The organism is Ralstonia sp. PBBBR1 (genome assembly GCF_002256165.1).
GTDB lineage: Bacteria > Pseudomonadota > Gammaproteobacteria > Burkholderiales > Burkholderiaceae > Ralstonia > Ralstonia thomasii.
This window is the reverse complement of the sequence record NZ_NKIL01000004.1, coordinates 1-24,768: the sequence shown is the minus strand read 5'-3', so window position 1 is coordinate 24,768 and position 24,768 is coordinate 1. Positions and strand designations below refer to the sequence as shown.

Below are 24,768 nucleotides of genomic sequence, written 5' to 3'. Positions count from 1 at the left end.
TTCGACAACTGAGCGCAGAACGAACGAATCCGCTGGCACGCGATTCTGTTGCTAGATTTTGGGAATAGCAGTTGCGTGGCTCTCAAGCGGCCACCGCACCGTGCTGTTCCCGAGCTTGAAGGATTGCCCGCGCGACACAGTGCATCGGCCTGCTCGGCCATTGTATGAGCGGCGGCCTAACGCTCTTCTACCAGTTCTGCATTCCGCTCTGTGACCTCCTCGATCCGACCGACGGCCGTGCTGACTTGCTCGACAGGTACATGGTGTTGGGTAAGGCGATGACAGCCGGGCAAGGTCTTGGCCTCTACGTCCTCTTATCGACCAATTTGCGTGCCACTTAATACTGGTTTCAGCAATGCAAAGCGCCATGACTGAGCAAGAAAAGAGCGCCGCCTATCAGCGTGTCGGTTTAAGACGCTGCTACGGCATCGAGTGGAGCGTCGTGGGTCGACGGCGTATGCCTCGTGCTAACGGTTGTCGGGCTTGGCAGAGGGAGGTTTCTTCCCGGCCTGAAAGTAACATTCACGAGACACCCAGGCTCCAAGCGCAGCGGACGATCCTCGGCCCCATTGAGCTGGGAATCCTCCGTCGTCATGTCTTAACCGCTCGAAACGACGGCAGCCCTGCCCGGATAGGTGCGTAGCAGCGGTCTTGCAGCGCATCTCGTTAAGAGTGTGGCGCCTGCCGCGTTCCAAAAAAAATGGCCGGCGAAAGCGCCGGCCAAACGTCCTTGAACCCGGTGACAAGTCAAGGTCGATATGATCTAGCGGCGACACGTCCCTGGACGCGTCGACCTGCCTTATTGGGCTGAATTAGAAGCGGTGACGCACGCCAACCATCGCGCCAGTCTGGTTCTGACCCGGCAGCGTGTTAGCCGTGCCAGTCACGCCATAAGTTGCGTTTCCCTTGTTGTTCACATAGCCGATCAGCGCGTAGGCGTCGGTACGCTTGGACAGCGCGTAGTCCGCGTTCAGCACGAACATCCAGGAGCTGTTGCTGTCGGTACGTGCGTTCGTATAGTAGGCAGCGCCCGTCAGAGTGAACGCAGGGGTAAGTTTGTAGAGCGCGCCGAGCCAGTAAAGATTGTCGTGGCGTGCAGTGCCGGTCGTGACTTCATCGCGCAACCAGCGATAACCAGCAAACACCTTGGCATCGCCTACTGCATAAGACGCGCCAATGGCAGCGCGTTTGGCATCGAGTGCTGAGGCAGCAATGGTGCTGCCCTGGTACTGGTCATAGGCGACACCCACCGAAAGCGGACCATTTGCGTAAGCTACGCCCGCGCCATAGTTCTTGCCGACCTTGAAGCTGCCAGGGACCTCACCGCCGAGTCCGGAATTGCTGTCGCGCCCGAAGCTATAGAAACCCGTCGCAGTCAACCCGCCGAACTTACCCGTGTATTTGACTGCATTGTCGGCGCGGCCATTGAATTGGTTGTCCACCGAATTCAGCGAGTAGTTCGGTCCAACTGCCATCGGATCGTAAGCTGCGAACAGGTCGTACAGCGCGTTTTGCTGACGCCCCAGCGTGACGGCGCCGAAATCGCCCTGCAAGCCTACGTAGGCCTGGCGACCAAACAACCGACTACCCTGCGCAGATTTGCCGGTGTCGATGTCAAAGCCGCTTTCCAATACGAAGATACCCTTCAGGTTATTCCCCAGATCTTCAGCGCCACGGATGCCCCAGCGCGACCCAGATAGTCCACCAGAGGTGAGCGCGGTGACCGAGCCGTTGCTGTTGGCACCGCCTTTCACGTGGCTTTGATAGCTGACGCCGGCGTCAACAATGCCGTAAAGCGTGACATTCGACGACTGCGCAAATGCGGCGGCAGGCACGGTGCCGGCCGCGATTGTCACTGCGAGGAGAGTTTTTTTCACTGTTAGCCTCAATTGCTGTTTGAACGAATGAATCTGCGATGGGGCCTGTCGTAACCAGCTAATGAACGCGCCCCCGAACGCTAAGGCGAGATAATGCGTCAGTTATGTGACAGCAATAAGTAAACAATCCAGATGAATGGCTCTTTAATATTTCTTTTTTTGGAAATAATCGATCCGAGTATTGCGCTACTCGAAAGACAGGCTGCAGTGCGCTTGCCAGCATCAAGCCCTGCGCTCATCAACTCGATGCGCAGGTGATGCCATCCGCAGATTCCTGCATACCGCGTGGCCTGTTCGTCAGGCGCCCACCGCGCTGTCCCTGAGCTTGAAGACTGCAACCGCGCGGCGCAGTGAATCGGCCTGCTCGGCCATGGCATGCGCGGCAGCCGACGCCTCTTCCACCAATGCCGCATTCTGCTGGGTGACTTCTTCAATCTGGCCCACGGCAACGTTCACTTGATCGATACCGGTGCTTTGCTCGGCCGAAGCCGCGGAAATCTCGCCAACGATCTGCGTCACGCGATGCACCGAGGTGACGATGTCATCGATGATGGTGCCGGCTTCGTGCACCAACCGCGCCCCCGCTTCCACGCGCTCCGTGGATTGACTGATCAAGCCCTTGATTTCCTTGGCTGCCGAGGCGCTACGCTGCGCGAGCGTGCGCACCTCGCCTGCCACGACGGCAAAGCCCCGGCCCTGCTCGCCGGCACGGGCCGCTTCAACTGCAGCGTTGAGGGCCAGGATATTGGTCTGGAAAGCAATGCTGTCGATGACACCAATGATCTCGCCCACCTTCGCAGAGCTCTCAGAGATGCCTTGCATGGTCTGCACAACTTCGTTCATGACCTTGCCGCCGCGTGCTGCGGTGTCGGAAGCGTGCCCCGCGAGCGAGGAGGCCTGCACGGCGCTCTCCGAATTGCGTCGGACGGTTGTGGTCAGCTCCCCAATGTTCGCGGCGGTCTCTTCCAGCGACGCCGCCTGTTCTTCCGTACGCGACGAAAGATTCAGGTTGCCCGCAGCAATCTGTGAGCTGGCAGCGGCAACGCCTTCGGCATTCCGACGCACTTCGCTCACCACGTTGGCAAGGTTGGTTTGCATCTGCTTGAGGGCATCGAGCAATTGACCGATCTCGTCAGTGCCGCGTGAGTCAAACGGCTTGGCTAGATCGCCATGCGAAACCGCGCTGGCCACATCCGCCGCGCGGGCAAGTGGCTTCGTAATGGTGCGGCTGAATATGAAAGCGCCGGCCAGCCCCAGCCCGAATGCCACGAGCATCAGTGCGGAGCTGACGACCAATGCGGTGTGCGCGGCTTCAGCCGTTTTGGCTGATACGGCGATGCTTTCCTTCGCGATCTCTTGAGCCGCTTCATCCAGCAGGCGTGCTGGCTCGCGATCGACCCCGGCTACGACCTTGTCGCCAACGGTAGGGTCGAACGAGGCGGCGACGAACATATCGTGGCCCTTTCGGTAGCCGACGCCCATGGCGACATGCGCTTCGGCAAATTGCTTGATCAGGTCTCGACTCTTGCCAGGTGGAAGCGAATCCTGCAGCGCCTTTGCCTGATCAGAAACAGCCTGCTCACCTTTCAGGAAGGCCGCCCAATATTTGTCCAGCTTGACTGGGTCTTCACCACGCAGAAGCGTGTCCTTCCACTCCTGCACTTGCGTTTTGAAGGTAACGAGCATTTTCGTCACCGCCCGCTCATCGGCGACGCGGGCCTGCACGGTGGTGTTGTATTCAACGATGGAGTGGTTGAGCGAAGCGATTCCGTAGATTGCTCCGGAGAACATCAGCAGCAGCGCAATACCAAAGGCGAGGGGCAGTTTGATCGACAGTTTCATGATGACGGGTAAGACGAGTTCGGCGAGACCTGGTCCTCGCCTGGACGTCTTCTTATCGGCCAATCTGCGTGCCACTTAAGATGAATTTTTGCAGTGCACTATTGCTGCGAAAATATGTGCGCCGTCTACCACCCTGCCGCTGTTGAAGCGCGACGCGCCTGCGCCGTGTCCTCTATATTTACGGTTGATAGGTGTCAAGGCCAGTGCCGAGGACTCGTCTACAGTGGGCTGATAGTCTGGTGGCCAACGTCTCCGGCTTGGCTCCTACCTCTCAATGGAGTGATGAGACTGCATGTGTGTGTCAGCAAGCCGCGCATCGATTCAATTGGGAGATTGGGCTGCTCGCTGCGACCGGTGCTCTGATCTCAATGGGCAATTCTGATGGTCAACTCCGCCGCATCATCTCCTTTGCATGCCGAAGCACAGGCCCTGTCGATGCTCTCTCGGCTGGCCACGCCTGAGATCGCAATCGTCGAGCACTGGGCACCAGAGTATCTACGGAGCAACGACCCCGAGATCGGTCATCGGATGAGAGTCGCCATCCGTAGACTGCGGGCGCTGTTGTGGGCCTATCGGGACCTGCTTCCAAAGGCGCTGGCCGATGACTGGCGATGCAGGCTAGCCGATGTTGCGGCTCAAATTGGGCCGCCGAGGAACTGGGACATCATCGTCAACGTGCTGTTGCGCGCTGCCGTTCCGCCGAGCCAGCCCTCTGCCTTGATCTTGCTGGAGGCGTTGGAAGACATCAGGCAGCGCGCGCGTGCCGAGAGCCGCGTTACCTTCGAAGGCATCGGGCCTGAGAAGCTGATGGCTGACTTTAGAGAAGCGATTGGCAACGCAACGCAGGCACAGCCAGAGACCAGCGAGACGCTCGGAAAGTTTGCGCCCGCCAGTATTGCAGCGGCGTCCAGGCGGGTGAATCGAGCGCTTCGTCGCGCGTCGAATGGTGGCTTGCAGGAATTGCATCAGACGCGTATCCAAATCAAGCGACTGCGTTACCTGCTTGAGTTCTTCTCGCCCGTGTTGGGAAAGAAGGACATCAAACGAATTCGCCGACTGGAACAGCTTCAAGACGCTTTAGGAGAGCTGAACGACGTGGTTGTCGGGGCAACCTACATCTCCCAAGTCCCCGTCAGGCCGGAGTACGCGACAGCCCACGAACTGTTTGTGCAATGGCTTAGAAAGGAGAAGAAGGCCCGACGTCGTGCTGCTATTGCCGCATTAGGGTGTCTCCCTTGCGAGCGCTGAGGTTCTACTTGGAGCCCCGGTCGGGGAGGTGCAGTCACTTATCCACAGAAGCAGTGGGCAAGATCCGGTCCGAGCTTTGTCAGGAGGCGTCGGGCCTCAGCCTGATCGGTGTGTTCAAATTTTTTGCCCGTCGGAAACTATATATACTGTTTCAGTACACATCAGAAAAGGGGGCACCAGATGGAACTCGAAATGGCAAAGCAAGCGGCAGTGGCTGAGAACGCATCGTCCAGTGCGACAGCAAAGACTGGCCGAACCAAATCTGAAGCGAGCGCAGGCGCGCGAGCAACCAAACAAAGCTCGGCCAAGCCGGCGGCATTGCCAACCGGGCAAGAGAAGAACCAGAAGAAGACAAAGCGTGCTGCCAGTGTGGCTACCCCAGCGGGAGAGATGGCACCGGAGAAGCCGAAGAAAACCAAGGTTGTGCGGGACAGTTTCACGATGCCGGAAGCAGACTATCGAATGCTCGCCGAGATCAAGGAGAGGTGTCTCGCAGGTGGTAGGAAGGTCAAGAAGAGCGAACTCTTGCGCGCTGGAATCAACCTATTGGCCGCGATGCCGGCGAATCGTCTGCTCGCCGTCGTAGCGAAACTAGAGTCTGTGAAGACGGGCCGACCAGCAAAGGATTGATGGTGCGGTATTCACGCTGACGACGATCTGCCAATCAGCGCTTGTATGGACCGGCATACGCGAACTGCCCCCTTGCCCCCTACAGGCGCGAACCTACAGCGGACCCCTGAACACCGAATCGGCAAAAAAAAACGCAGCCATCTTGGCTGCGCACGAGGAGGAAAAAAGGCCCGACCTATCTTCTTTGAATTAAGTTACATGAAAGCAATGACAAAAATGTCATACATGTAATGTAAGTCTTCGACAATTGCCTTGCAGCCGTCGCCTGCCGTCAATATCAAGACAGCGATGAATACTTGGGGGCGCCGGAATGCAGCAGTGGGCAATTCAGCAGTTCAGGGGCTGCTCAATACAGGTGCTGGCCGTGCTCGGCAGGGGCTCTGGATTCAGATACGCATACACAGGGTTTATCTGCGCACCACGGGACGGTGCCATGTCCTATCCGCAGATGCAGCGGCTCCATCGTGTGTCCGCCGATCTTGATTCGGCCGATGCAGCGATCGCCGCAGGCATGCGCGAGGGTCGTGCGATTGCCGAGCGGTGCTTCCCGGCGTTCCTTGAGGGGAGCAGACGGAGGGGCAGACGCCCATCTGACAGCTTGGCGCATGCCCTCAGCCACCGAGGGCATCTCGCCGTAGCCTTTTTGGCCAGCCCGATGTCGATCGCGACGGCATCGCGGGAAAGATCAGCGCGCGGCGCTGTACACGTCGCTGCCAAAGCCCTGCAGGCCGTTCATGCCGGCATAGCCAAGATGCGATAACCCGAAAACGTCCTCGATGCTCTTGAGCAGGGCATAGTGGTTGTAGGGCGTATTGCTGACCGTGCCCGGCTTGACGAAGGGGGAGAGCACCACCGCGCCGACGCGGCCACCGCCAGGGCCGGTCAGGCCCGGCGCGACCGAGTTTGGCCCGGTCGGCTCACCGCAGCAGGCCGAGGTGTCATTCGTATCCGCTTCGTCGAACGTGATGATCAGCAGGCCATCGGACTGGAACGCCGGTGAGTTGATGATCTGCGGCACCCAGGCCTGCAGGAACCGGTTGACCGCCGGCAGTCCGCCTGCGCTCTTGCCGTCCGCGCAGGTGGGCTCGTCGTGACCATCGTTGCACAGGTTTGGCACGATGAAGGAGAACGCGGGCGTGGTTGCAACGCTGTTCAGATCGGTGGCCAGCGAATCAAGCCGCACCACATGACTGTCGCAATACGACTGGTTGTCGATCACGGAGTGGAAATACATGAACGGGTTGTGGCGCGTCGCGTATCCGTCCGTCGCGATGGCGGACTGCGTGCCGTCCTTGCCATTGAGGGCAGGGTGGGAGCAGGTCGATCTGCCGTCGCGCGTCAGATCGTTGCCCATGTCTTCCATATAGCCGCGCCAAGCCAACCCTTTGGCATCCAGTTGGCTGGCGATCGTGCCGATGGCGGCAGGGTAGACACAGCCGGTTCCAGTCACCTGCCCGTTGGCATCGGGGCTCATGGTGCCCAACCAGTCGGTGTAGTACTGGCAGTCAGCCTGGGTCTGCGCATTGGGTGCCTGACCGCTGATCATGGTCAGGTAGTTATCGTTGCTGTTATGGCCGGTACCGTAGTACTGAGTCAGCAACGCGCCTTGGCTCGTCAGCGTGTTTGCGAGGTAAGGCGCTTGGCTCCCAGAGCCGAAAGTCTGGGTATAGCCTTTGTTCTCCAGCACGATGACGAACACATGGCCGATCCGGCTTGCGGTTGGCGTCACTGGGGCCTGCGCGGGTGGCGAGACTGGAGCCGGCGACACTGCTGCCGAAGGCCCACCTGTCGAGTTGGCTGCATCGCTCGCGCCGCCGCAGCCCGTCAGCAGGCAGGCGAGGAAGGTTGCGAGGATGCCGCTGGTCAGCCAGTTCAATTTGGAAAGTCGCATGATGGCCATGATTCAAGGAAGAGGAAAGCCCAACGAGGTGGCGATCGTGCGAAGGGAGCTGATGCCAGGAACGCCGCTGATGCCGGGGACGCTGCCGGTGATGGAGCCGGAGCACACGCCCCCGAACGGACCTTGCGGGACCGAGTAAGCCGGCGCAGACAGGTTTGGCTGAGCGACGAAGTCGAGCGCGTAGGCGATCGAATTGGTGTCCGGCAGCCCGCCACGCCCGCCGAGGGCGTTCAGCCCGAAGCGCCAGGTTAGCAACTGATGGATTGAACTCGGGTCGAGCGGCCAATGACTGACGTGCCCACGCTTGACCCGGGGCCCGATCAGCACCATCGGCACACGGAAGCCGAGGTAGCCGTCGTTGCCCAACTGTGTCTCTGCGGCAGACACCGGGCGCTTGAACGGCGGCACGTGGTCGAAGAAGCCGCCCCACTCGTCGTAGGTGATGATCAGCAGCGTTTTTTGCCAACCTGGACCATTACGCACGGCATCATAGATTTGATTGAGAAAGACCTGTCCGTTGCGGATATCCGAGTTCGGGTGATCATCGGCCGATACGCCTTGCGGGTTCTCCCCGGTAAAGCGCGGATCGACGTATGAGAATGCAGGTAGGGTGCCGGCTGCGGCGTCCGTCAAAAACGTTGCGAACGGTTTGGAGGTATTGAGATACTTGGCGCCAAACAGCGCCGTGAACGGCACGTCGCTGAAGTAATAGTTGGCCGACACGCCCTTTTCGGCAAAGCGATCGAAGATCGTCGGGAGCGAACAGGTTGCATTGGAGTTGTGTAACCGGTCAGTCTCGCCACACATCAAGTAAAACCGGTTCGGATACGTCTCCGCCAGAATGCCGCAGTGGTAGCTGTCGCATACCGTCCAATCGCGAGCGGCGGATCCGAAGAAAGACAAATCCTCGGCCTGGTAGTAGCCGATGGGAAACAGGTCGCCAGGCGTCTTGTTTGTGTCGGCCGTGAGCAACCATCCGTCCATCTTCCCGCCATTGAGCTGGGTGCGCGCTCCCTCGTAGCTGTGATCCGGATCGGCAAAGCCGCAGCCCTGGAAACCATACTTGGGATCAGTCGCGAGGCGGAACGAATTCTGCGGATTGCCAAAGGCGTCGATGAACTGGAGTCCAGCCTGCTTTCCGTTAGCGCCGGGCAGCCAGCCCAGATAGTGGTCGAACGATCGGTTTTCCATCACCACCAGCACGACGTGGTCGATACCCGACTGCGCAGGACCGGGCAAGACCGGTGGCACCAACTGGGTTGGCACGGGCGCGCTGCCCGTAGATGAGGCGCCACCTGAATCCCCCGAGAGGCTGCCATCGCCGCCTCCGCCACATGCAGACAAGCCGGCACCGGCGAGCGTTGCGGCCGCCGCACCAAGCAATCGGCGGCGCGTCTGGAAACGCGCCGTTGAAATCTTCTGAGTCACGCTACTTCTCCTGCTTATTTATCGCCCTGAGGGCATCCCTAGAACGCGCGGACAGTAGCAGTGGTGCTCGGACCATCATGTGACAGGATCGCGAAGTAGAGTCGTGGCTCTTATTCAAACGGTCTGGATGCGGCGTGTGGTGCACACGTCGTCAAGACGGCTTCGAGATTAGGTGCGGGTATGCAACGCCTGGCGGACGGGCACGGGATAAAAATCTGGCAACGGCAGCGGAAGCGCAGTTGGAGGCGAGCGAGTTGTCAGCTCACCCGCTATCACAGAGGAAACGCTAGTCGATGAACACAGTCCGGTTCTTGCCAGAGGTCTTCGCGCGATACATCGCACTATCTGCGCGACGCATGATGGCGGGGATGTCGAGTGGGGCGTCTCGCGTGTCGGCTGAAAACAGGTAGACGCCGATGCTGGCCGACACAGAAACCGGATGCCCATCAACGGTTTGAATCGCATTCAGTACCGATTGGACTTCATCTGCAATGGCTTGCGCGTCTGTCTTGGTATCAAGGTCGCGCGCCAGAATCACAAACTCGTCGCCTCCCAAGCGGGAGAGCGTATCGCCACGGCGCATCCGAGCTTGCAAGGCATGGGCAAAGCGTTGCAGCAGCAAGTCTCCTACTCCGTGCCCATATGCATCGTTGACTTGTTTGAACCCGTCCAAATCAATGAGCAACAGAGCCGTTCGGTACGCTTCCCCGTCTTGAGCAGAAAGGACGCGTGCGACGGCCTTCTCAAGGCTCTTGCGATTGCTCAGACCCGTCAAAGGGTCGGTAGCGGCTCGCTTCTCGAGCCTGTTGACCAGCACTGACAAGTAGATCGAGGTTGCGGTAACCCCAAAGGCGATGCCCAGCGCGGCGGAAAAATTCTCTTGCCACCACGGTGCCCATCGCATGAGCATGACAATGCCAGCAAGCGCGACAGTACAGGAGAGTGCCAACATGCGCTTGCCATGGCGACACCCTGCGCCTACCAAAAACCAGAAGAAGGCCCAGAGCATGGGCAATGCAATCCGGTCTCCTGCGGCAAGTATCATCACCACCGACGCCTGGTCCATGACGGTGGTCGCCACTAAGCGCGTGCGCGATGGGGCGGACACTGTGTTGACAGCCAAATACGTACCGACGCTGAATACGGCATAAAAAAGACATACCAATAGGGTTCGGTATGCCTCAGGCGTTGGTTGGATGAGTGCAACGACTGTATAGGCCAGGAAGGGGAACGGGCCTAGATAGACCCGCAACAGCGCTTGCTCATACTCCGGCAGCCTTTCAACGGTGCTCAAACGCCGGGCTCCGCTTACGCCAAGTAAAGCTACCCATCTCATATGAATTCCCAAACCACAACCTTTCTTGTTTTGGCCGAATGTAGTTGATGCGCAGGCGCTTCGGTTCATCTGCCAACGTAGTTAATTGGTGGGGTTGCGCGACCGCGCAAACCAAATCGAACCGTTGATTACCGACGTTGGTGGATGTAGGGCGCCCCCCCTCTCAGGGGGGCACATATATATTGACGTCGTTCATCTACGTTACGGTACATCACTGGCTCAAGCATCGCGGCATGCCTACATTGCTAGCGCTTCCTCAGATCGCTGGGCACGCCGGACGAGTACTTGCCAAAGTACTGACGCCGCTCTGAAGAACTGGTCCCCACCGGCCGACACTTGCAAACAAGTGACCATGCTGTCTCATCGCACAGCGCAGCGCGCCCCGCGTCGAACCTTGGTCTGGGACGATATTCGTGGTCAACTGGAGCGCTGGCGGCAGCATATGCGACGCCGGGGCGAGCAGAGCGTGGAAAAAGCCCGAGATGCGATTGATGCCGCATGCCAGGAAATCCTCAGCGAAGGGGAGCGATCAATTTTCGCGAAATAAGAAAGCGTGTCCGCAAGAGGCGCTTGGCAGCGTTAGAGGGGTTATCACCTTGCTGCAGGAAGCGCGGGATCGTATGGAGGCGGACTGAAGGTCGCCGAAGCGTAACCGCGATGAAAAAAGCCGACGCGCAAACGTCGGCTTTTTTTGCCCATCGGTTTTGCGACCGTTTGAAGACCCGCCCGTTAAGGTGCGCCGTGCCGATAAAGCATAACGTGGCCGACGAATAAAGCATAACGTGGCCGGCTGCACAGGGGCTTAGTCTGGCTTGGCGCTAGGCCATAAAGCACAACTTGGCCCAACGGGGCGGAATAAGGCATAACCTGTCCAAACGGATTTCTTCCCGTTGAGGCCCGCGCAATGCGGGTCTTGGGACGTTGTAGCAGAGCGTCCCGAGTCGCGAGTTCGTCATTGGACCGTCTACCTACTGATGATGACGACGCATGCTGCTGCTCGGCTCAGGCGGTAGGGCATAGAGCCACGGGCAGGGCTGAAATCTTTGGCCCTAATGGAACTGCCTCCGACCTTCCAATGAATTAAGCTTCGGGTCGTAGGAATGTGCCGAACGGCCTACTTCGGCGTTCTCTAATAGACAGCGACGTTATCTATTAGACAGCAGGTTGATCCAACGTACAACGCCGGTAGCAGGATGCAGGGGCTCGCACCTATATTCGCCGTCGACAACCGCCAGAAGTCCGGCCGTTTCGACTCGTTTTACTTCGACACAGATAACTTGGGACGCCATCCGCATCGCACCCGAACTTGCTGTGTCGCTCATGGCTGGTCTCCCGTGATAGCGCTGTTGCGTGGATGATCCTGACGCCCACGGGGGACGGTCAGGTATTTGAGACTGAGGAAAGCATAACAAATCACCGTAGCGGTCAGGCCAAGCAGGATGTAACTGGTTCTGGGCAATAGCAGGGCAAGCCCGGTCAACACAAACACGACCAGGGTGTTGACGACCAACTGGCGCCGCAACTCAGGACGCTCCATGAAATAGGCGTACTGCTTGCCAATGAAAAAGCAGACCGTGCCGATGACCAACAGTATCCGGAAATCGGTTACCTGCATGTCGTCCAGGATCGCATGCCGGATCAGGCTCGCCAGGATCGACAGGCCGATGAAAACAAAAAGATGCGAATACGCGACCGAATGACCGGTCGCGAGCTTCTGTCTGGACAACAGGTGAAAACTGTCAAAGTAGACCCACCAGATGCTGGATATCGTCACGAAGCCGGTGGCGGCGGTCATCAGCCTCACCACAGTCCAGCTAATATTGGCCAGTCCCGCCGACAGGCTGATAACGGACTCTCCCAGTAAGATGAGCGTGAGCAGGCCCACACGCTCGATCAGGTGTTCGGTATGCACTGGGATACCCTGGAGATGACGGGGCAAAAAAAAGAGGAACGCAACCAGATCGAACAGTATTCCAAGGTAAAACACGACATATCGCTGTGGCGCCGGGAACAGGATCGAAGCGAGGCTGATGGTGGCGCCAGCGAGGGTCACCCACCCAACTGCCGTTGTGAGATGCACGCTTTCCTTATGCCGTTGCTTCGATACGAAATACATCATGGCGATGATGTATTTCGAACAAGCGTAGCAGACGATGATGGCCTCAAAGCTGGCCAGGAATCGTTGGTCGATCAAGCCTGAGATGATAATCATCAGGAACATGATGAACAGGGTTGCGAGCCGATGCTTCCGGTCATCCGCGTCGAACCGGTTGGCATACATCGTGTGGCTGACCCAAATCCACCACAAGGGTATGAAAGCGAGGACGTATTGCCAGAACTGGGGTGGGTCAAGATGACCCTCGTGCGTGTGGTTCAGGATATTCGTTACGTCACCGATCGCCACCACAAAAATCAGGTCGAAGAACAACTCGAGCCAGGTGGCACGGCGATTGAGTTCAAAATATTTTGTGTTCTGCATTTTGGGCCTAACAAGTAATGCTAGCGCACCAATCTTCAGTGGTTGTTGAGGTACTGCCGCAGATACTCGACGGTGCGGCTTTCCTTCGCGCGCACGATCTCCACTGGTGTGCCGCTCGCCACGATCTTGCCGCCGGCGTCGCCGGCGCCCGGGCCGACGTCGATAACCCAGTCGCTCTGCGCGGCCACCCGCATGTCGTGTTCGACCACCACGACGGTATTGCCGGCATCCACGAGTCCCTGGAGTTGCACCATGAGCAGGTCCACGTCGGCGGGATGCAGGCCGGTGGTCGGCTCGTCGAGGATATACAGCGTGTCGGAGCGCTGCGCGCGTTGCAGTTCGGTGGCGAGTTTGATGCGCTGGGCTTCGCCGCCGGACAGTTCGGTGGCCGGCTGGCCGAGCCGCAGATAGCCCAGGCCGATGTCGCGCAGCACGTTCAACGCGCGCATCACGCTGGCTTCGTCGGCGAAGAAGTCGCAGGCGGCGTCGACGGTCAGGCGGAGCACCTCGGCGATGTTTTTATCGCGCCACGTGACTTCCAGCGTCTGCGCGTTGTAGCGCGTGCCGTGACATGTCGAGCAGGGCGCGTAGACGCTCGGTAGAAATAGCAGTTCGACGCTGACAAAGCCTTCGCCTTCACAAGTCGGGCAACGGCCTTGCGCCACGTTGAACGAAAAGCGGCCCGCGCTGTAGCGGCGCTTGCGGGCGAGCGGCGTGTCGGCGAACAGCTTGCGCACATGGTCGAACAGGCCCGTGTAAGTGGCAAGGTTGGAACGCGGCGTGCGGCCGATCGGTTTCTGATCGACGCGCACGAGTCGCCGCACGGTGTCCATCCCTTCGGTGATGCGGCCTCCGGTCGGCACGGCGGTGGCGGCGAACAACGGGTCCTGCTCGTCGTTGTCCGGGTTTTCGAAGGCGCGTCCAAGGTGGCTAGCGACCAGCTCGGGCAGTGCCTGGCTCACGAGGCTCGATTTGCCCGAGCCCGACACGCCTGTGACGGCAGTCAGACAGCCGAGCGGAAACGCGGCATCGAGCCCGAGCAGATTGTTGCGCGTGATGCCGGCGAGCCGCAGCCAGCCGGTAGGTTTACGCGGCATACGTTCGACTGGCGCCGGTGGCGCGAACAGATGCCGGCGCGTTTGCGACGCCTCCACCTTCGCGAGTCCGGCGGGCGGCCCGCTATAGACCACATAGCCGCCGGCCTCACCCGCTGCGGGGCCGACGTCGACCAGCCAGTCGGCGCGCCGCATCATCTGCAGATCGTGTTCGACGACAAACAGCGAATTGCCCGCCGCCTTCAATCCCTGCAGCGCGCTGAAGAGTGCTTCGCTATCGGCGGGATGCAGACCGGCTGATGGCTCATCGAGCACGTACACGACGCCGAACAACTGCGACGATAACTGCGTGGCGAGTCGCAGGCGCTGCGTTTCGCCGGATGACAGCGTGGGCGTGCTGCGCTCCAACGCGAGATAGCCCAGGCCCAGATCGACCAGCGTCGTCAGGCGCTCTAGAAGTTCGGCTGCGATACGCTGGGCAGCGACGCGCTTCTCCTCGGACAGGTTGGGCGTGCGCCTCACGTCGGGCGAGGCTTTGTGCGCGGAACCGCCTGCGGCGACCCGCTTTTCGACGGCATCGCGCATGGCGCTCCTGCTGAGCACGCTGCCTCTGGCGGCGTCTTTGACCGAATGAGCGGCATCCGGCTCGGGCCATTTTCCGCGCGCGATCGGTTCGAGCATCTCGGCAAGTCTGGCGAGCGGCAACTGAGCAAAATCGCCGATATCGAGCCCGGCGAACTTCACCGACAGCGCTTCCTTCTTGAGCCGCTTGCCATGGCAGGTCGGACAGACGCTGCCGACCATGAATTGCGACACGCGTTTTTTCATCAGCGCGCTTTGCGTGTTCGCGAACGTGTGCAGCACATAGCGGCGCGCACCGGAGAATGTCCCTTGATAGCTCGGTTCGTCCTTGCGCTTTAGCGCGGCGCGGGTTTCTTTCGGCGTGAGGCCGGCGTAGACGGGCACGGTCGGCTGTTCGTCGGTGAAGAGAATCCAGTCGCGGACTTTCTTCGGCAAATCGCGCCACGGTTTATCGACGTCGTAGCCGAGCGTCACCAGAATGTCGCGCAGATTTTGTCCGTGCCAGGCCGGCGGCCATGCAGCGATTGCGCGCTCGCGAATGGTCAGCGAGTCGTCCGGCACCATGGATTTTTCCGTAACCTCGTACACGCGGCCGAGTCCATGGCAAGTCGGACAGGCGCCTTGCACCGTGTTTGGCGAGAAATCCTCGGCGAACAGCATGGGTTGCTTTGGCGGATAGTCGCCAGTGCGCGAATAGAGCATGCGCACGAGACTCGACAGCGTGGTCACGCTGCCAACCGACGAGCGCGCGCTCGGCGTGCCTCGCTGCTGCTGCAACGCGACCGCGGGCGGCAGGCCTTCGATCGCGTCCACTTCGGGCACGCCGACCTGTTCGATCAGGCGCCGGGCATACGGCGCGACCGATTCGAAATAGCGCCGCTGCGCTTCGGCGTACAACGTGCCAAATGCCAGCGACGATTTTCCCGATCCCGACACGCCGGTGAAGACGACTAGCGCATCACGCGGAATCTGCACGTCGATGTTTTTCAGATTGTGTTCGCGAGCGCCGCGCACGCACACGAAGCCGGTGAAAGCGGGTGCGTCGGATTGCGCCGGCGTCGAGCGAGCTTCGTTGCGGATGGCGTCCATATCGATGAGTAACGAATAAGCATGGCTCGGCGAATCGAGCGAAAACTAATGAAGGCGCTCGGCACAGGCTATTCGGGCTCGAAGGTTGTTGAGCAACGAGGGCGGGGATGGCCGCTGCGGCGAGCATTGTCGGGGCATCCTCACCGCTTCAATTAAACCCGAAGCGCCAGCATGACAGCGGCACATTTCCCCAGACAGCCGAGACTGTAAAGAGCCATCCCTAAAGATTCAAACATGATGTGCGAGACCAGCATGAGGATGCCTGCAACGAATTCCGCACTGTGTCATATCGAAGAGCATGTGTTCTTCAAGGGAAGATTGCATGACGCGGCTCCTCCATTCTTTTTAGACAATCAGGGGGACCAGCCAGGGCTGACACGGACAGCAACAGAAAGCCCCATGACATGATCAAACGATCGTCGTTCGCGCTTCTACCAGCCAGCGACGCCGATTTTCTGAAAAGATTCCCTGTGCGATCAAAGCAAAGTGCTTGGTGCGCGCCGGTTCAGGTTCGGCTCGGGCGCATGTATCACGTCCTTCGATTGGTTTCGGGTTTCGGATCTGCTGGCCCACTCTCCTTTTGCATGACTCACTCCTTCAACTCCGGCGACGTATCAAGCCATGCTCAGCCTCGAGAGCAGCGCTTTTGCCGCTGCTTCCGACGAGGCGGGATTCTGTCCAGTAATCAGGCTTGCCGCGACGACCACATATGATTGCCAATCCGGCCCCTTCGAATACTTGCCTCCATTCTTCTTCAACATGTCCTCGACGAGGAATGGCACCACTTCCGTAAGACCGACGGCCGCTTCTTCTGAATTGGCAAAGCCGGTTACGGGTTTATCGCGCACGAGCGGAGAGCCATCGGGCGCCTTTGCATGACGGAGCACACCGGGTGCATGGCAAACGGCGGCGACCGGCTTTCCCGCCGCATACATGGTTTCGATCAATGAGATCGACTGCGGATCTTCTGCCAGATCCCAGAGCGGTCCGTGTCCGCCGGGATAGAACAAGGCATCATAGTCCGCGGCCGAGACAGTTGAGAGCTTCGCTGTATTTGCCAGGGCCGCTTGCACTTCGTTATCGTTCTTGAAACGCCGGGTTGCTTCGGTTTGCGAATCCGGATCGTCGCTCTTGGGGTCGAGAGGCGGCTGGCCGCCTTTTGGCGAAGCGAGCGTCATCTCGACGCCTGCGTCCTTGAACACGAAATAAGGCGCGGCAAACTCTTCGAGCCAGAATCCGGTTTTCCGGCCCGTATCGCCGAGCTGGTCGTGTGAAGTCAGTACCACCAGAATCTTCATGACAACCTCGCGAGTCCGTTCAATTCACGTTGCAACGAGCCGAAGAGCGGTGTCGTCGACCCAAGTCATTCTGGCAGTATAGGCGGCTGTCAGGAGCGCTGAGGGTGTTGCCGGTTTTTGTGCTGTGTTCTTCCCCGCCCCTTGACCACGTCGGCGTCGAACGGTCGGAGTTCGCCTGAACATGTCGATTCCAGTTCCGCCAGTATCGAATTCCTAAGCTCCGCATAACGCGACCAATCGGTAACCTGAAAGAGGCAAGGTCGCGGTGACCCAACGCAAGTACGGATGGCATCTACCGTATGGGCGCCTCTGCCATCGAATTTAGGAATTGCGAACTGTAGATACGAGGCCGTGCTTAGTGCTGTCCCCCGTACGGATTCTCGCAACAGCCCTCACTTTCCAGCCGTGTTGAACATTCGGATGGAGAAAGGAATTTCATGTCATCACCGCGAACTGCCGTTCAGCGTCTACCGAAGCTGAAACCGCGTGCGCAACGGAAGTTCGGTATTGCGATTTTCGTCCCGAAAATTCACTTCGACCGCCCAAGTCACTGCAGGGTCCAGGGGCGCGAAGAATGTCGCTGTAGGTGAAGTTGCCGCTTAGGTTGAGCGGTGGGAGCGACTGGGCTATGAGCCTGATGAGGCCAAGCCGCAAACCTAGGCTCAGTTGAGGTGAGTCTGAGTGAGTGGCAACGTCCTTGTGCCCTCTTGACGAGGGCGACCGTAAGGGGCCCCGTAAAGCGTAGAGGTGGGAACTTCAATAGTTTTCGCCCGCCCTCGGCAGACGAAAGAAACCTCATCTCCGATTTGACCGCAGCTGAGTTCCCTGGCCGAGAGGAAGTCGTCGAGCAACTTGAGCAGTACGTTGTGCGACCGATTGATGAGGATGCCCGCCCATTTGAGTATCGCTTCGCAGGCCGGATTGTCACTTCCCAAGTTGTTGAGGGGCGACTTGGCGGGCTGGTCGCCGGCGACTGTTGAATCCCGGCAGGTGACGATGCTGTTCGCGCCAGTGCCAGCGTGCCCCACGGCGGACGTTGGACTGGGACCAGATTCGCGCGGAACTGACCGCGATGGGTAATTCGTTGACGCCGGTGAGTGTGGCAGAGGCGGCGCGGCGCCTCGATGTCGACGTGCGCCAGCTATATCAGAACGCCAACACGGAGGCTCGCATCCTGGCCGAGCGCTGGCGGCGACAGTTGCGGCGCCGCGGAGAACAGAGCCTGGACAATGCGCGAGAGGCTATTGATGTCGCATGTCAGGACATCGTTAGCCAAGGTAAAGCAATCAATCTTCGAGAGGTGAGGGAGCGTGTCCCTCAAGAGGTGCTCGGCAGCGTCAGGGGAGTCATCAGCTTGCTCCAGGACGCCAAAGGACGCATCGAAGCAGACTGAGCGCCTCCAAACCAAAGAAGAAGCCGGCCACGCGGCCGGCTTTTTTACGTCCATCATTCCCGCTGCGAGCGGGAAAAGCTATTTAACTTAGCGCCGATTTTCGATAAATGTGGCCCAGCGGGTAAACAACCATAACCTGTCCAGACGGCCACTTTATGCTTAACGGCACATTTGTTGTCCCTCAATAAACCATCAGATGGTGGGACGTACAGCAGTCACATAACTCCTGCAAAGCCCCACCGTTAAGCCATTCTCTCAAGTTCGCCGTTTGGAGTTGCCCCCAGTGTTGCCCCCACGGCCGTAAATAAGCTCGTAAATGTCAGATACGCGCCACACTGTGGTGCGGGGGCCTAACTTGGTGGGCTGTGGGAAACGGCCTTCTTTCACGCCGGTCCACCAGGTGGAAGAGCATACGGGGATGATTGCTGGCACGGGCGGGTCGGCTTTTCGGTCTCCGATGATCTGCTTGAGGCGCAGATAGCCGTCGGCGGGCAGGTCGAGCAATCTAACTTGCCGGGTCATGCATTGGCTCCTTTTGCTTTGGGGCGGTCTTGCGTGAACACCCAACACTTGACCGTTTCCGGCCGCTTGGGCGCGAGCAAGTTCTCGCGGTTGAATTGCGCGTTGATGGCGCTGTTGACGGATCGGATATCGATGAACTTCCTGTGACGTGATGTCTTGAGCACGCGCTTGAGGTCGGCCAACGGCGGAAGGTGCACGCGCCGCTCTGCCGCGATGTGTTCCAGGTGCTGCAGGTTGATCGCGATGACATCGCCTGTACGCGCGTGGTTGAGAATCGGCCGGTCATCGTCGTCGGACTCGATGTAGTCAAAGACTTCCCAGAACTGCTGTACCAATGCGTGATCGGCACTGATCGCCTGCTGGCGCGCAGCAGCCATGCGGCCCAGCTCGTCCAGGGCGGCGGCGTGCTGCTCGTCGGTGAGCGGCAGCACGTGGCGCATGCTGTCGACCATGGCCATGATTTGCGCGTGGTTCTTGGCGATACGCACGGTCTTGATGTCGGGCCGGGCCATCAAGGCCTGCTCGTGCACGGACACGCGGGCGGCGAAGGTTTCCAGCACTTTGGACTCGGCCATGACGGTGGCCAGCAGGAACGCCGACACATCCTCCACGGGAATGCGCTCCAGCGCTTCGGCTGCAGCGCGCGTTGCCGGCGTCTGTGCAGAGCGGTCGCAGTAGATGTGGACGATCCGCTGCAGCACGGCGTCGCTGGCGCTGACTTCGGCGTTTTGGCTGATGACGATGGCGCCACGAAAGGGCGGCTCGTAGGTTTCATTGCCGCCGTTCTTCATGCCACGCGCGCGGGTGCTGCGGCCGTTGTAGGCGGTCTTCAGCTCGTCCCAATCGAAGCCGCGTTGCTTGGCGCCTTCGTCGCCGCGGTCGCCCTCGATGAGCACCACGGGCAGGTTGGCCACCTGGGCGAAGTTGCGGGCCCGAGCGGCGAGCGACGACTTGCTCGGGTCGAAGCCTTCGTAGTCGCGCCGGCCGCAGAGCTTCCACAGAAACTCAATGAGCGTGGTCTTGCCGGCACCGGGCTCGCCCAGAGGTGTTTCATTTCCCACCCCCTTGCGGCCGGCCGCACTCGCCGTGGCCCTGACGCGCGCACTCGCAAAACATGCCGACCTCGCCCAGCGTGGCCACGGCATCCATGTACTTGCGCGTGACCAGCACATAGCCGCACACGCCAACCAGCGTATCCAGCTTGTCGATCAGCACGCCTTGCTCGCCGCTCAGGAAGCGGCTCATGGCGCCTTTGTCCCAGCCCATCGTCTGCTGCACGTCTTGCCGGGTGGGGCCAGAGAGCTTGCGGCGCAGGGCGTGTTCTATTCGGTGTTGGGTGTGCATGATCAATCCTCGACAACGGAAGTTGCGTGCCGTTGCGGCACGGCTTGCATAAGCTTGTTGGGGCTCGGCTGGGCCAGCGCGCTGAGGATGAGAACGCGGCCCATGTTGCCGAGGGACCGACCTTCAGTGGCGGCGCGCGCTTTGAACTTCAGAAGCTCCTCGGGCCGAAGGCGGATATAGACGGGCTTGTCAGTCACGACGCCAATTGGCGCGCGACGTTTCGCGACATTTCCACGGGGCATGGTCGATATACTCGTGAAAGAGAATCTTGCATATGAAATTCGATGATACGCAGAAATCTGCGCATATGACTCATGGGTAGCAGAACTTTGCATTTTGGGGAAAGGCTCGCTGAAGAGCGATTGCGCCTGGGCCTATCACAGGCCCAGATGGCTGCGCTCGGCGGGGTCGCGCTGAGGACTTACTCAAACTACGAGACGGGAACAAGCGAACCGGGCGTAAGAATCCTGGCCAACTGGCATGAAGCGGGAGCCGACGCGCTGTATTTGGTTACGGGGCGACACGTATCGACGTTTCTGTCCCCCGAGGAAGACGTGTTGATCGCCGGCATTCGGAGACTCGATGCGCGCGGGCGCGCAGGTGTCCTTGCATTGATCGGTGGACTGTCGGTCGGCGCCACTGAGGCCCAGCCAGTGAAGGCGGGCAAGCGCTCTCAGATCATTGTTGGTGGGTCGAACAACGTGCAGGTCGGCGCCGTACGGAAGCCGGTCAAGAGAAAGACAAAGCGGGATGCCGAATAGCCTCTACGTTCCCCTCAATCAGTTGCCGGACACGCTTGCAGAGCTGCAATCGATTGTGGGCGCATCGCTTGCCGAGTTCGGTCTACCGCCTGCTGCCGTCGCTTTTGACAGGGATGGAGCGGATGCCACGCTCTTGCAGGCGTTCGTCCAGGTTTCAGGAGAACGCCTAGAACATGCGTGCTGGCTGTCCTTCACTGAGCAGGCAGGCCGGCGCGAGGTGAGCGAGGGCCGCCCGTTCATGGTTGGCGTTCAAACGCGTGACTCGTGGTTTTTCGCGGGCATTGTCGCGCTGGGGCTGTGTCGGTACGCCAGCAGCCTGGTGTTTGACGATGCAGGGGTGTTGGGTGAGTCTGAAACCTACTCGCCGGACGCGCTTCACGCCGCGTTGACTACCCTGAGCGCCAAGGATCAGTCGCATCAAGCCAGGCGCGTGGCCTGTGACCTGGCTCTTGACCAAGACTTGTACGCATGCGGAGTCGTGGACGCAGAGATATTTGACTTGCTCGATTTGGCGTACTGGTACGACTCTGCTGCAACGGTCGGATGGGTCGAGCAAAGGTTGCGCGTGCTGGCTGCGCGTCTTGATCGCGGTGAAGGTCTGTCGTTACTGGACCCGGCAACCGGATGTCAGGTTCCGGTGAGCGCCCGTGCCGAGTTCAAACGATGGGCAGAGCAGCATTTCCCGGTGCTGGGGAAGATGATCCGTGCGGAGTGATTCCATGGCAGATCAAATCCGGTTTCGTGTTCGGCCCGTGTATCACGGTAGCGATCTGCTGGTCGAGATCTGTGACGACCATCGAGTTGCTGGTTTTCCAAACGTTGCAGCGGTCCTGCAGGAGGCGCTCGACGCGGTGCAGGAGCGCCATCCTGAGAACCTCGACGATCCAGAGGTTGCCCTCTCGCAAGATCGCTATTTCGGTTACTGGAAGTATGCCGGCGGCCGGTACGAGATTGACGACGATATCTGGGGCCTCTTCGTGTCGGCCCCCGTCGACAATAGGGCCGTCATTGCAGATGTTGAAAGGGCGTTGCTGGCGAGTGGCAAGTTCGTCAAGGAAGAGGTTGATTTTGGGTTGTACAAGTAGCGTCGCCGCTCCACCGCACGAATATGAAATGGACCCCCGCCCCGCAAGGCGATAACCCTGCGCCTCAGTGGCTTAAGACAGCGTCACACTGGCTTACCGAGCCTCCGTGGTGCTATTGGCCCTCCCTGCGCTGGTATTCCTCGTGATGCAAATTTTCCGACTGCCTAATGAACTGGAGCCGCTTCGGCTCCTTAAGTTCTGCGTGCTGGATTGCGGAGTCATGGCGGTTACACACGCATGGAGAATTTGGCTGTTGCGGTTGCCTGTCCCGATCCGCTTCTCGGCGCCCGTGCCGTATGGCTACCCGGGGTGGCGGACCATTCTCCGATCGCAACTTGTTTCCGGGTGCGTGCTTTTGGCGTTTGGTTTGGCGCTTTTCTTCCTTTGAGCCGAATCTGTTCCAGCGCGGCGCTGTCGATGGCGTTGTGCCATTGCGTGCACTGGAAGTGAACGCGACACTGACTTGCCTCCTTTCGTCGAAGACTCTACGCAGCAATGGCTTAGCGCACTAAAGACCTCTATGCTCCTGAACAGTTAAATTGAGAGCGGCGATATATATGCATAGATATTTTCTGTCGTTGACTATATTTGCATCTTGCCTGGGCATGTCTGCCAGTGCTCACGAAGTGAACGGCAAGTCGGCCGAAAAAAAGCAACATACGACCTCTGGGGCGCGAGCCACCGCCCCCGGCGAGGCGACGCTCTCCTCTCGCCCGGAGCCTATAGCCGACTTGATGGCGAAGTTGCTCAGATTGACGGACTCTGCCGATGGGCGTGTAACAAAGTCCCAAGTGGAAGATGAATTCGCCGTCAAATTTCCAGCGCCATTGAAGATAAAGAATGACCACCAAAACAGAAATGCGCGCGGTGGGTGGTGGTATTACGTCCACCCGAACGGGGACTCGCATCTAAATTTAGGACTTGCCGAAGGACCAGGAAAGTATTCTTGGTTCATCTTTTCTTTTGATGCGGAAATCGAGTCAATGGAATTTGGAAAATATAAGAAGTCTCCAAGTCCGTGCATTACCGATGAAATTTTCTTCCCCGTTCTTGAGCGTCAGGGGTGGCGACGTACTGAGACGTATGACTACGGAGTGGAGGGCGTCTGGCTAGGGCGCTTTCGATACAAAAAAGGAAATCTAGGTCGTCTAGATTTGGTGGTCTCACCGTCCCCGCTCCCTTCCTTACATCCATCCAGCGACAAACCTTCCTCTGGTCATTGCCTTGAAGAACTTACTATGGAGAGAGAGCGGGAGGGGCGGGAATAAGGCTCACAACCCCTAGCGCCAGAGACATGCAGAATAGGATGTGGGGCTATTCCTTAGACCGCTTGCGCAAATAGATTCCCATCTGCTCCTGGGTGACAGGCATGGTGCGCGAGAACGCTGAAGGGTCTTCGCAGACCTCTTTGTATGGGCTACTACCGGAATTGGTCGTAGGCCAGGCACACATCGAAGTGCCTGCCCCTCCCCAGCCCATCAGGGTCTCGAATATGGTCACGCTCGCAACAGAGGGGCCGCCAAAGCAGTCATCGCCGAAGGTCACATCCTTCAGGATTTCCTCGCCATCCTTGGAGAGGTTCAATTTGATTGGCGGTTGCTCGCCGCACATCCCGGGAGAATAAGGGGCTTGCTGTTTCGTTGTGAGACGGTATGTGACGTCTCCTACTTTGCACTCGTAGTGAAGATCCGAGGGTACGTAAAAGCCATGTTGTCTCCAGATGGCCTTCCGCTCTTCCATGCGCTTGTCATCGTATTGAGCGTCGGACCAAGCACTGCTGCCGTCGAGTCCAACCCATTCGAAGCGGAAGAAGCGTGCATCTGGGTTGCAGGCAATTCTGACGAAGTCTTGTGTCCAGTCCGCCATTGCCGGTTTGGCGGATAGCGTGAGCAGGATGGCCAGGAAGGCAACGCGTGCGAACTGTGACATAGCACCTGTCGTTGTTATCAATCAGGGTCGAGGCGCCGCCTCGCAACTCGTTGCGGGAAGGTGGGGCTGAGCGGTCTGCATCTTCAACACAGCATCATTCGGAAACCAATTATCTTCGCGCAAAGGCTGTGTAACGTGCCAAACGATGGTGTCTCCATCCTTGATCAAAGTTGCTTGGCCTATTTCGCTTGTGCGCGCGCTTTTGAACGTCAGGGTCACCACATTGCCTGTGGCAGTGCCTGCCACTGAAGGCCCAGGCCCGGCCAAGTCGCCTTCGTCGACTCTGTTGCCAAGTTGACCCGTCGCAAGGTGGTAGCCGCAAATTCGCCGCCCTTGCTGCCGGAGGCTCAGGCGGAATTCGTCGCGCGAGCCTTGCTTGCAGCGCTCCGCGTATATGCCGGTGGCGGTTTCGCAGGGGTACGTGAACGCCCATTCACCGTCAAATGGTGCCGGCGCGTTCTGCCCCCACACAGGCGCAGCAGCGAATATCGCCCCAACAAGTGCTGGTAGAAGCTTGGTGCCAGGCATCGTCGCTGCTCCCCCTGTTGTTGGTTTTTTGCCGTGTGGCTGTCTACGCTGTATGGACCTGTGCCCAATATCTCGCCAGTCTGCCACGGTCACCCAGAGCGCTGCGCGCAATTGCGCATCTGTCAAGGAGCCTAAGGAAGTGACTCCATACCGCCGCTCGCATAGTTCCATTGTGGCTGCGCGCAACCCACCCCGAATACCCCACATCCGCATGATCTCCCGAATCATGCCGGTACGCGGCAGGCTGTCACCACGGGCGCAGGATAACCAGCCGTCCAGGTAAGATCGAGCCGCCCAATACTGCTCGTGCGACAATGTAATGACCCAGTGAAACCTGCACAGGTTAGGCGGCTAAAGCGAATGCCTCAGCCGGGGTCTTCATCTTCAGCGCTTGGTGGGGCCGTCGGTGGTTGTAGAACTGAATCCAGTCGGCGATCGCACG

At 59.2% G+C, this 24,768-nt stretch carries 21 protein-coding genes and 1 pseudogene; 8 read left to right on the top strand and 14 right to left on the bottom strand.

The genetic code is table 11. From position 1 onward, the window contains the following. Window positions 1-812 precede the first annotated feature (812 nt). Together CFE42_RS06240 and CFE42_RS06235 are read right to left on the bottom strand one after the other, a co-directional pair. Window positions 813-1,877 (bottom strand): porin, encoded by a 1,065-nt coding sequence (locus CFE42_RS06240; RefSeq protein WP_004631565.1) that lies wholly within the window; start codon window positions 1,875-1,877, stop codon window positions 813-815. A gap of 297 nt (window positions 1,878-2,174) precedes the next feature. Continuing rightward, window positions 2,175-3,719 (bottom strand): methyl-accepting chemotaxis protein, encoded by a 1,545-nt coding sequence (locus tag CFE42_RS06235; protein WP_004631566.1) that lies wholly within the window; start codon window positions 3,717-3,719, stop codon window positions 2,175-2,177. A gap of 381 nt (window positions 3,720-4,100) precedes the next feature. Here CFE42_RS06235 and CFE42_RS06230 point away from each other — a divergent pair, with 381 nt between their 5' ends. Together CFE42_RS06230 and CFE42_RS06225 are read left to right on the top strand one after the other, a co-directional pair. Continuing rightward, window positions 4,101-4,967: a CHAD domain-containing protein gene (locus CFE42_RS06230; RefSeq protein WP_004631567.1), complete on the top strand. Its 867-nt coding sequence runs from the start codon at window positions 4,101-4,103 to the stop codon at window positions 4,965-4,967. Window positions 4,968-5,147: 180 nt separating this feature from the next. Further along, window positions 5,148-5,597: a hypothetical protein gene (locus tag CFE42_RS06225; RefSeq protein WP_004631568.1), complete on the top strand. Its 450-nt coding sequence runs from the start codon at window positions 5,148-5,150 to the stop codon at window positions 5,595-5,597. Between the two features lie 685 nt (window positions 5,598-6,282). Here the strand turns inward: CFE42_RS06225 and CFE42_RS06220 are convergent. The 3 genes from CFE42_RS06220 to CFE42_RS06210 form a co-directional block, all read right to left on the bottom strand. After that, the gene (locus tag CFE42_RS06220) at window positions 6,283-7,497 is read right to left on the bottom strand and encodes an alkaline phosphatase family protein (RefSeq protein WP_004631569.1); all 1,215 of its coding nucleotides are present in this window, start codon (window positions 7,495-7,497) and stop codon (window positions 6,283-6,285) included. 3 nt (window positions 7,498-7,500) lie between these two features. Further along, window positions 7,501-8,925, bottom strand: a complete 1,425-nt coding sequence (locus CFE42_RS06215; RefSeq protein ID WP_004631570.1) for an alkaline phosphatase family protein — start codon at window positions 8,923-8,925, stop codon at window positions 7,501-7,503. Between the two features lie 286 nt (window positions 8,926-9,211). Beyond that, a complete protein-coding gene (locus CFE42_RS06210; RefSeq protein ID WP_238563806.1) occupies window positions 9,212-10,219 on the bottom strand; it encodes a GGDEF domain-containing protein in 1,008 nt (335 codons plus the stop codon). A gap of 394 nt (window positions 10,220-10,613) precedes the next feature. Here CFE42_RS06210 and CFE42_RS06205 point away from each other — a divergent pair, with 394 nt between their 5' ends. Beyond that, window positions 10,614-10,808 (top strand): hypothetical protein, encoded by a 195-nt coding sequence (locus CFE42_RS06205; protein ID WP_238563807.1) that lies wholly within the window; start codon window positions 10,614-10,616, stop codon window positions 10,806-10,808. A 771-nt stretch (window positions 10,809-11,579) separates the two neighbouring features. Here the strand turns inward: CFE42_RS06205 and CFE42_RS06200 are convergent. The 3 genes from CFE42_RS06200 to CFE42_RS06190 all read right to left on the bottom strand — a co-directional run bounded on the left by CFE42_RS06200 (window position 11,580) and on the right by CFE42_RS06190 (window position 16,764). Then, on the bottom strand, window positions 11,580-12,740 hold the full coding sequence (locus tag CFE42_RS06200) for a low temperature requirement protein A (RefSeq protein WP_004631573.1): 1,161 nt from the start codon (window positions 12,738-12,740) through the stop codon (window positions 11,580-11,582). Between the two features lie 35 nt (window positions 12,741-12,775). Continuing rightward, window positions 12,776-15,466: an excinuclease ABC subunit UvrA gene (locus CFE42_RS06195; protein ID WP_004631574.1), complete on the bottom strand. Its 2,691-nt coding sequence runs from the start codon at window positions 15,464-15,466 to the stop codon at window positions 12,776-12,778. Window positions 15,467-16,080: 614 nt separating this feature from the next. Beyond that, a complete protein-coding gene (locus tag CFE42_RS06190; protein ID WP_004631575.1) occupies window positions 16,081-16,764 on the bottom strand; it encodes a type 1 glutamine amidotransferase domain-containing protein in 684 nt (227 codons plus the stop codon). Window positions 16,765-17,800: 1,036 nt separating this feature from the next. Between CFE42_RS06190 and CFE42_RS06185 the strand changes: the two genes are divergently transcribed. Continuing rightward, on the top strand, window positions 17,801-18,157 hold the full coding sequence (locus tag CFE42_RS06185; RefSeq protein WP_238563808.1) for a hypothetical protein: 357 nt from the start codon (window positions 17,801-17,803) through the stop codon (window positions 18,155-18,157). A 255-nt stretch (window positions 18,158-18,412) separates the two neighbouring features. On the opposite strand, the gene CFE42_RS06180 is transcribed toward CFE42_RS06185, so the two are convergent. Genes CFE42_RS06180 through CFE42_RS06165 form a run of 4 tightly spaced genes read right to left on the bottom strand, consistent with a single transcriptional unit; the run spans window position 18,413 to window position 20,220 of the window. Continuing rightward, entirely contained in the window at window positions 18,413-18,679 is a 267-nt protein-coding gene (locus CFE42_RS06180) for an AlpA family phage regulatory protein (RefSeq protein ID WP_004631577.1), read from the bottom strand. Then, window positions 18,676-19,740: a hypothetical protein gene (locus tag CFE42_RS06175; RefSeq protein WP_004631578.1), complete on the bottom strand. Its 1,065-nt coding sequence runs from the start codon at window positions 19,738-19,740 to the stop codon at window positions 18,676-18,678. The genes CFE42_RS06180 and CFE42_RS06175 overlap by 4 nt, the downstream gene beginning before the upstream one ends. Then, entirely contained in the window at window positions 19,730-20,023 is a 294-nt protein-coding gene (locus CFE42_RS06170; protein WP_004631579.1) for a hypothetical protein, read from the bottom strand. The genes CFE42_RS06175 and CFE42_RS06170 overlap by 11 nt, the downstream gene beginning before the upstream one ends. 2 nt (window positions 20,024-20,025) lie before the next feature. Continuing rightward, window positions 20,026-20,220 carry a hypothetical protein gene (locus CFE42_RS06165; protein WP_037044300.1) on the bottom strand — a complete coding sequence of 65 codons (195 nt, stop codon included), beginning with the start codon at window positions 20,218-20,220 and terminating at the stop codon, window positions 20,026-20,028. A 117-nt stretch (window positions 20,221-20,337) separates the two neighbouring features. Between CFE42_RS06165 and CFE42_RS06160 the strand changes: the two genes are divergently transcribed. The 4 genes from CFE42_RS06160 to CFE42_RS06145 all read left to right on the top strand — a co-directional run bounded on the left by CFE42_RS06160 (window position 20,338) and on the right by CFE42_RS06145 (window position 23,137). Next, on the top strand, window positions 20,338-20,784 hold the full coding sequence (locus tag CFE42_RS06160; RefSeq protein WP_004631581.1) for a helix-turn-helix transcriptional regulator: 447 nt from the start codon (window positions 20,338-20,340) through the stop codon (window positions 20,782-20,784). Continuing rightward, window positions 20,774-21,499 carry a hypothetical protein gene (locus tag CFE42_RS06155; protein WP_004631582.1) on the top strand — a complete coding sequence of 242 codons (726 nt, stop codon included), beginning with the start codon at window positions 20,774-20,776 and terminating at the stop codon, window positions 21,497-21,499. The genes CFE42_RS06160 and CFE42_RS06155 overlap by 11 nt, the downstream gene beginning before the upstream one ends. Window positions 21,500-21,503: 4 nt before the next feature. Next, the gene (locus CFE42_RS06150) at window positions 21,504-21,869 is read left to right on the top strand and encodes a hypothetical protein (protein WP_004631583.1); all 366 of its coding nucleotides are present in this window, start codon (window positions 21,504-21,506) and stop codon (window positions 21,867-21,869) included. 605 nt (window positions 21,870-22,474) lie between these two features. After that, window positions 22,475-23,137, top strand: coding sequence for a hypothetical protein (locus CFE42_RS06145; protein WP_193747925.1), 663 nt, complete (start codon window positions 22,475-22,477; stop codon window positions 23,135-23,137). A gap of 46 nt (window positions 23,138-23,183) precedes the next feature. Here CFE42_RS06145 and CFE42_RS06140 read toward each other — a convergent pair whose 3' ends face one another. After that, window positions 23,184-23,798: a hypothetical protein gene (locus CFE42_RS06140; protein WP_004631585.1), complete on the bottom strand. Its 615-nt coding sequence runs from the start codon at window positions 23,796-23,798 to the stop codon at window positions 23,184-23,186. A gap of 874 nt (window positions 23,799-24,672) precedes the next feature. Beyond that, window positions 24,673-24,768, bottom strand: a pseudogene (locus CFE42_RS06135) (integrase core domain-containing protein); the annotation flags it as partial.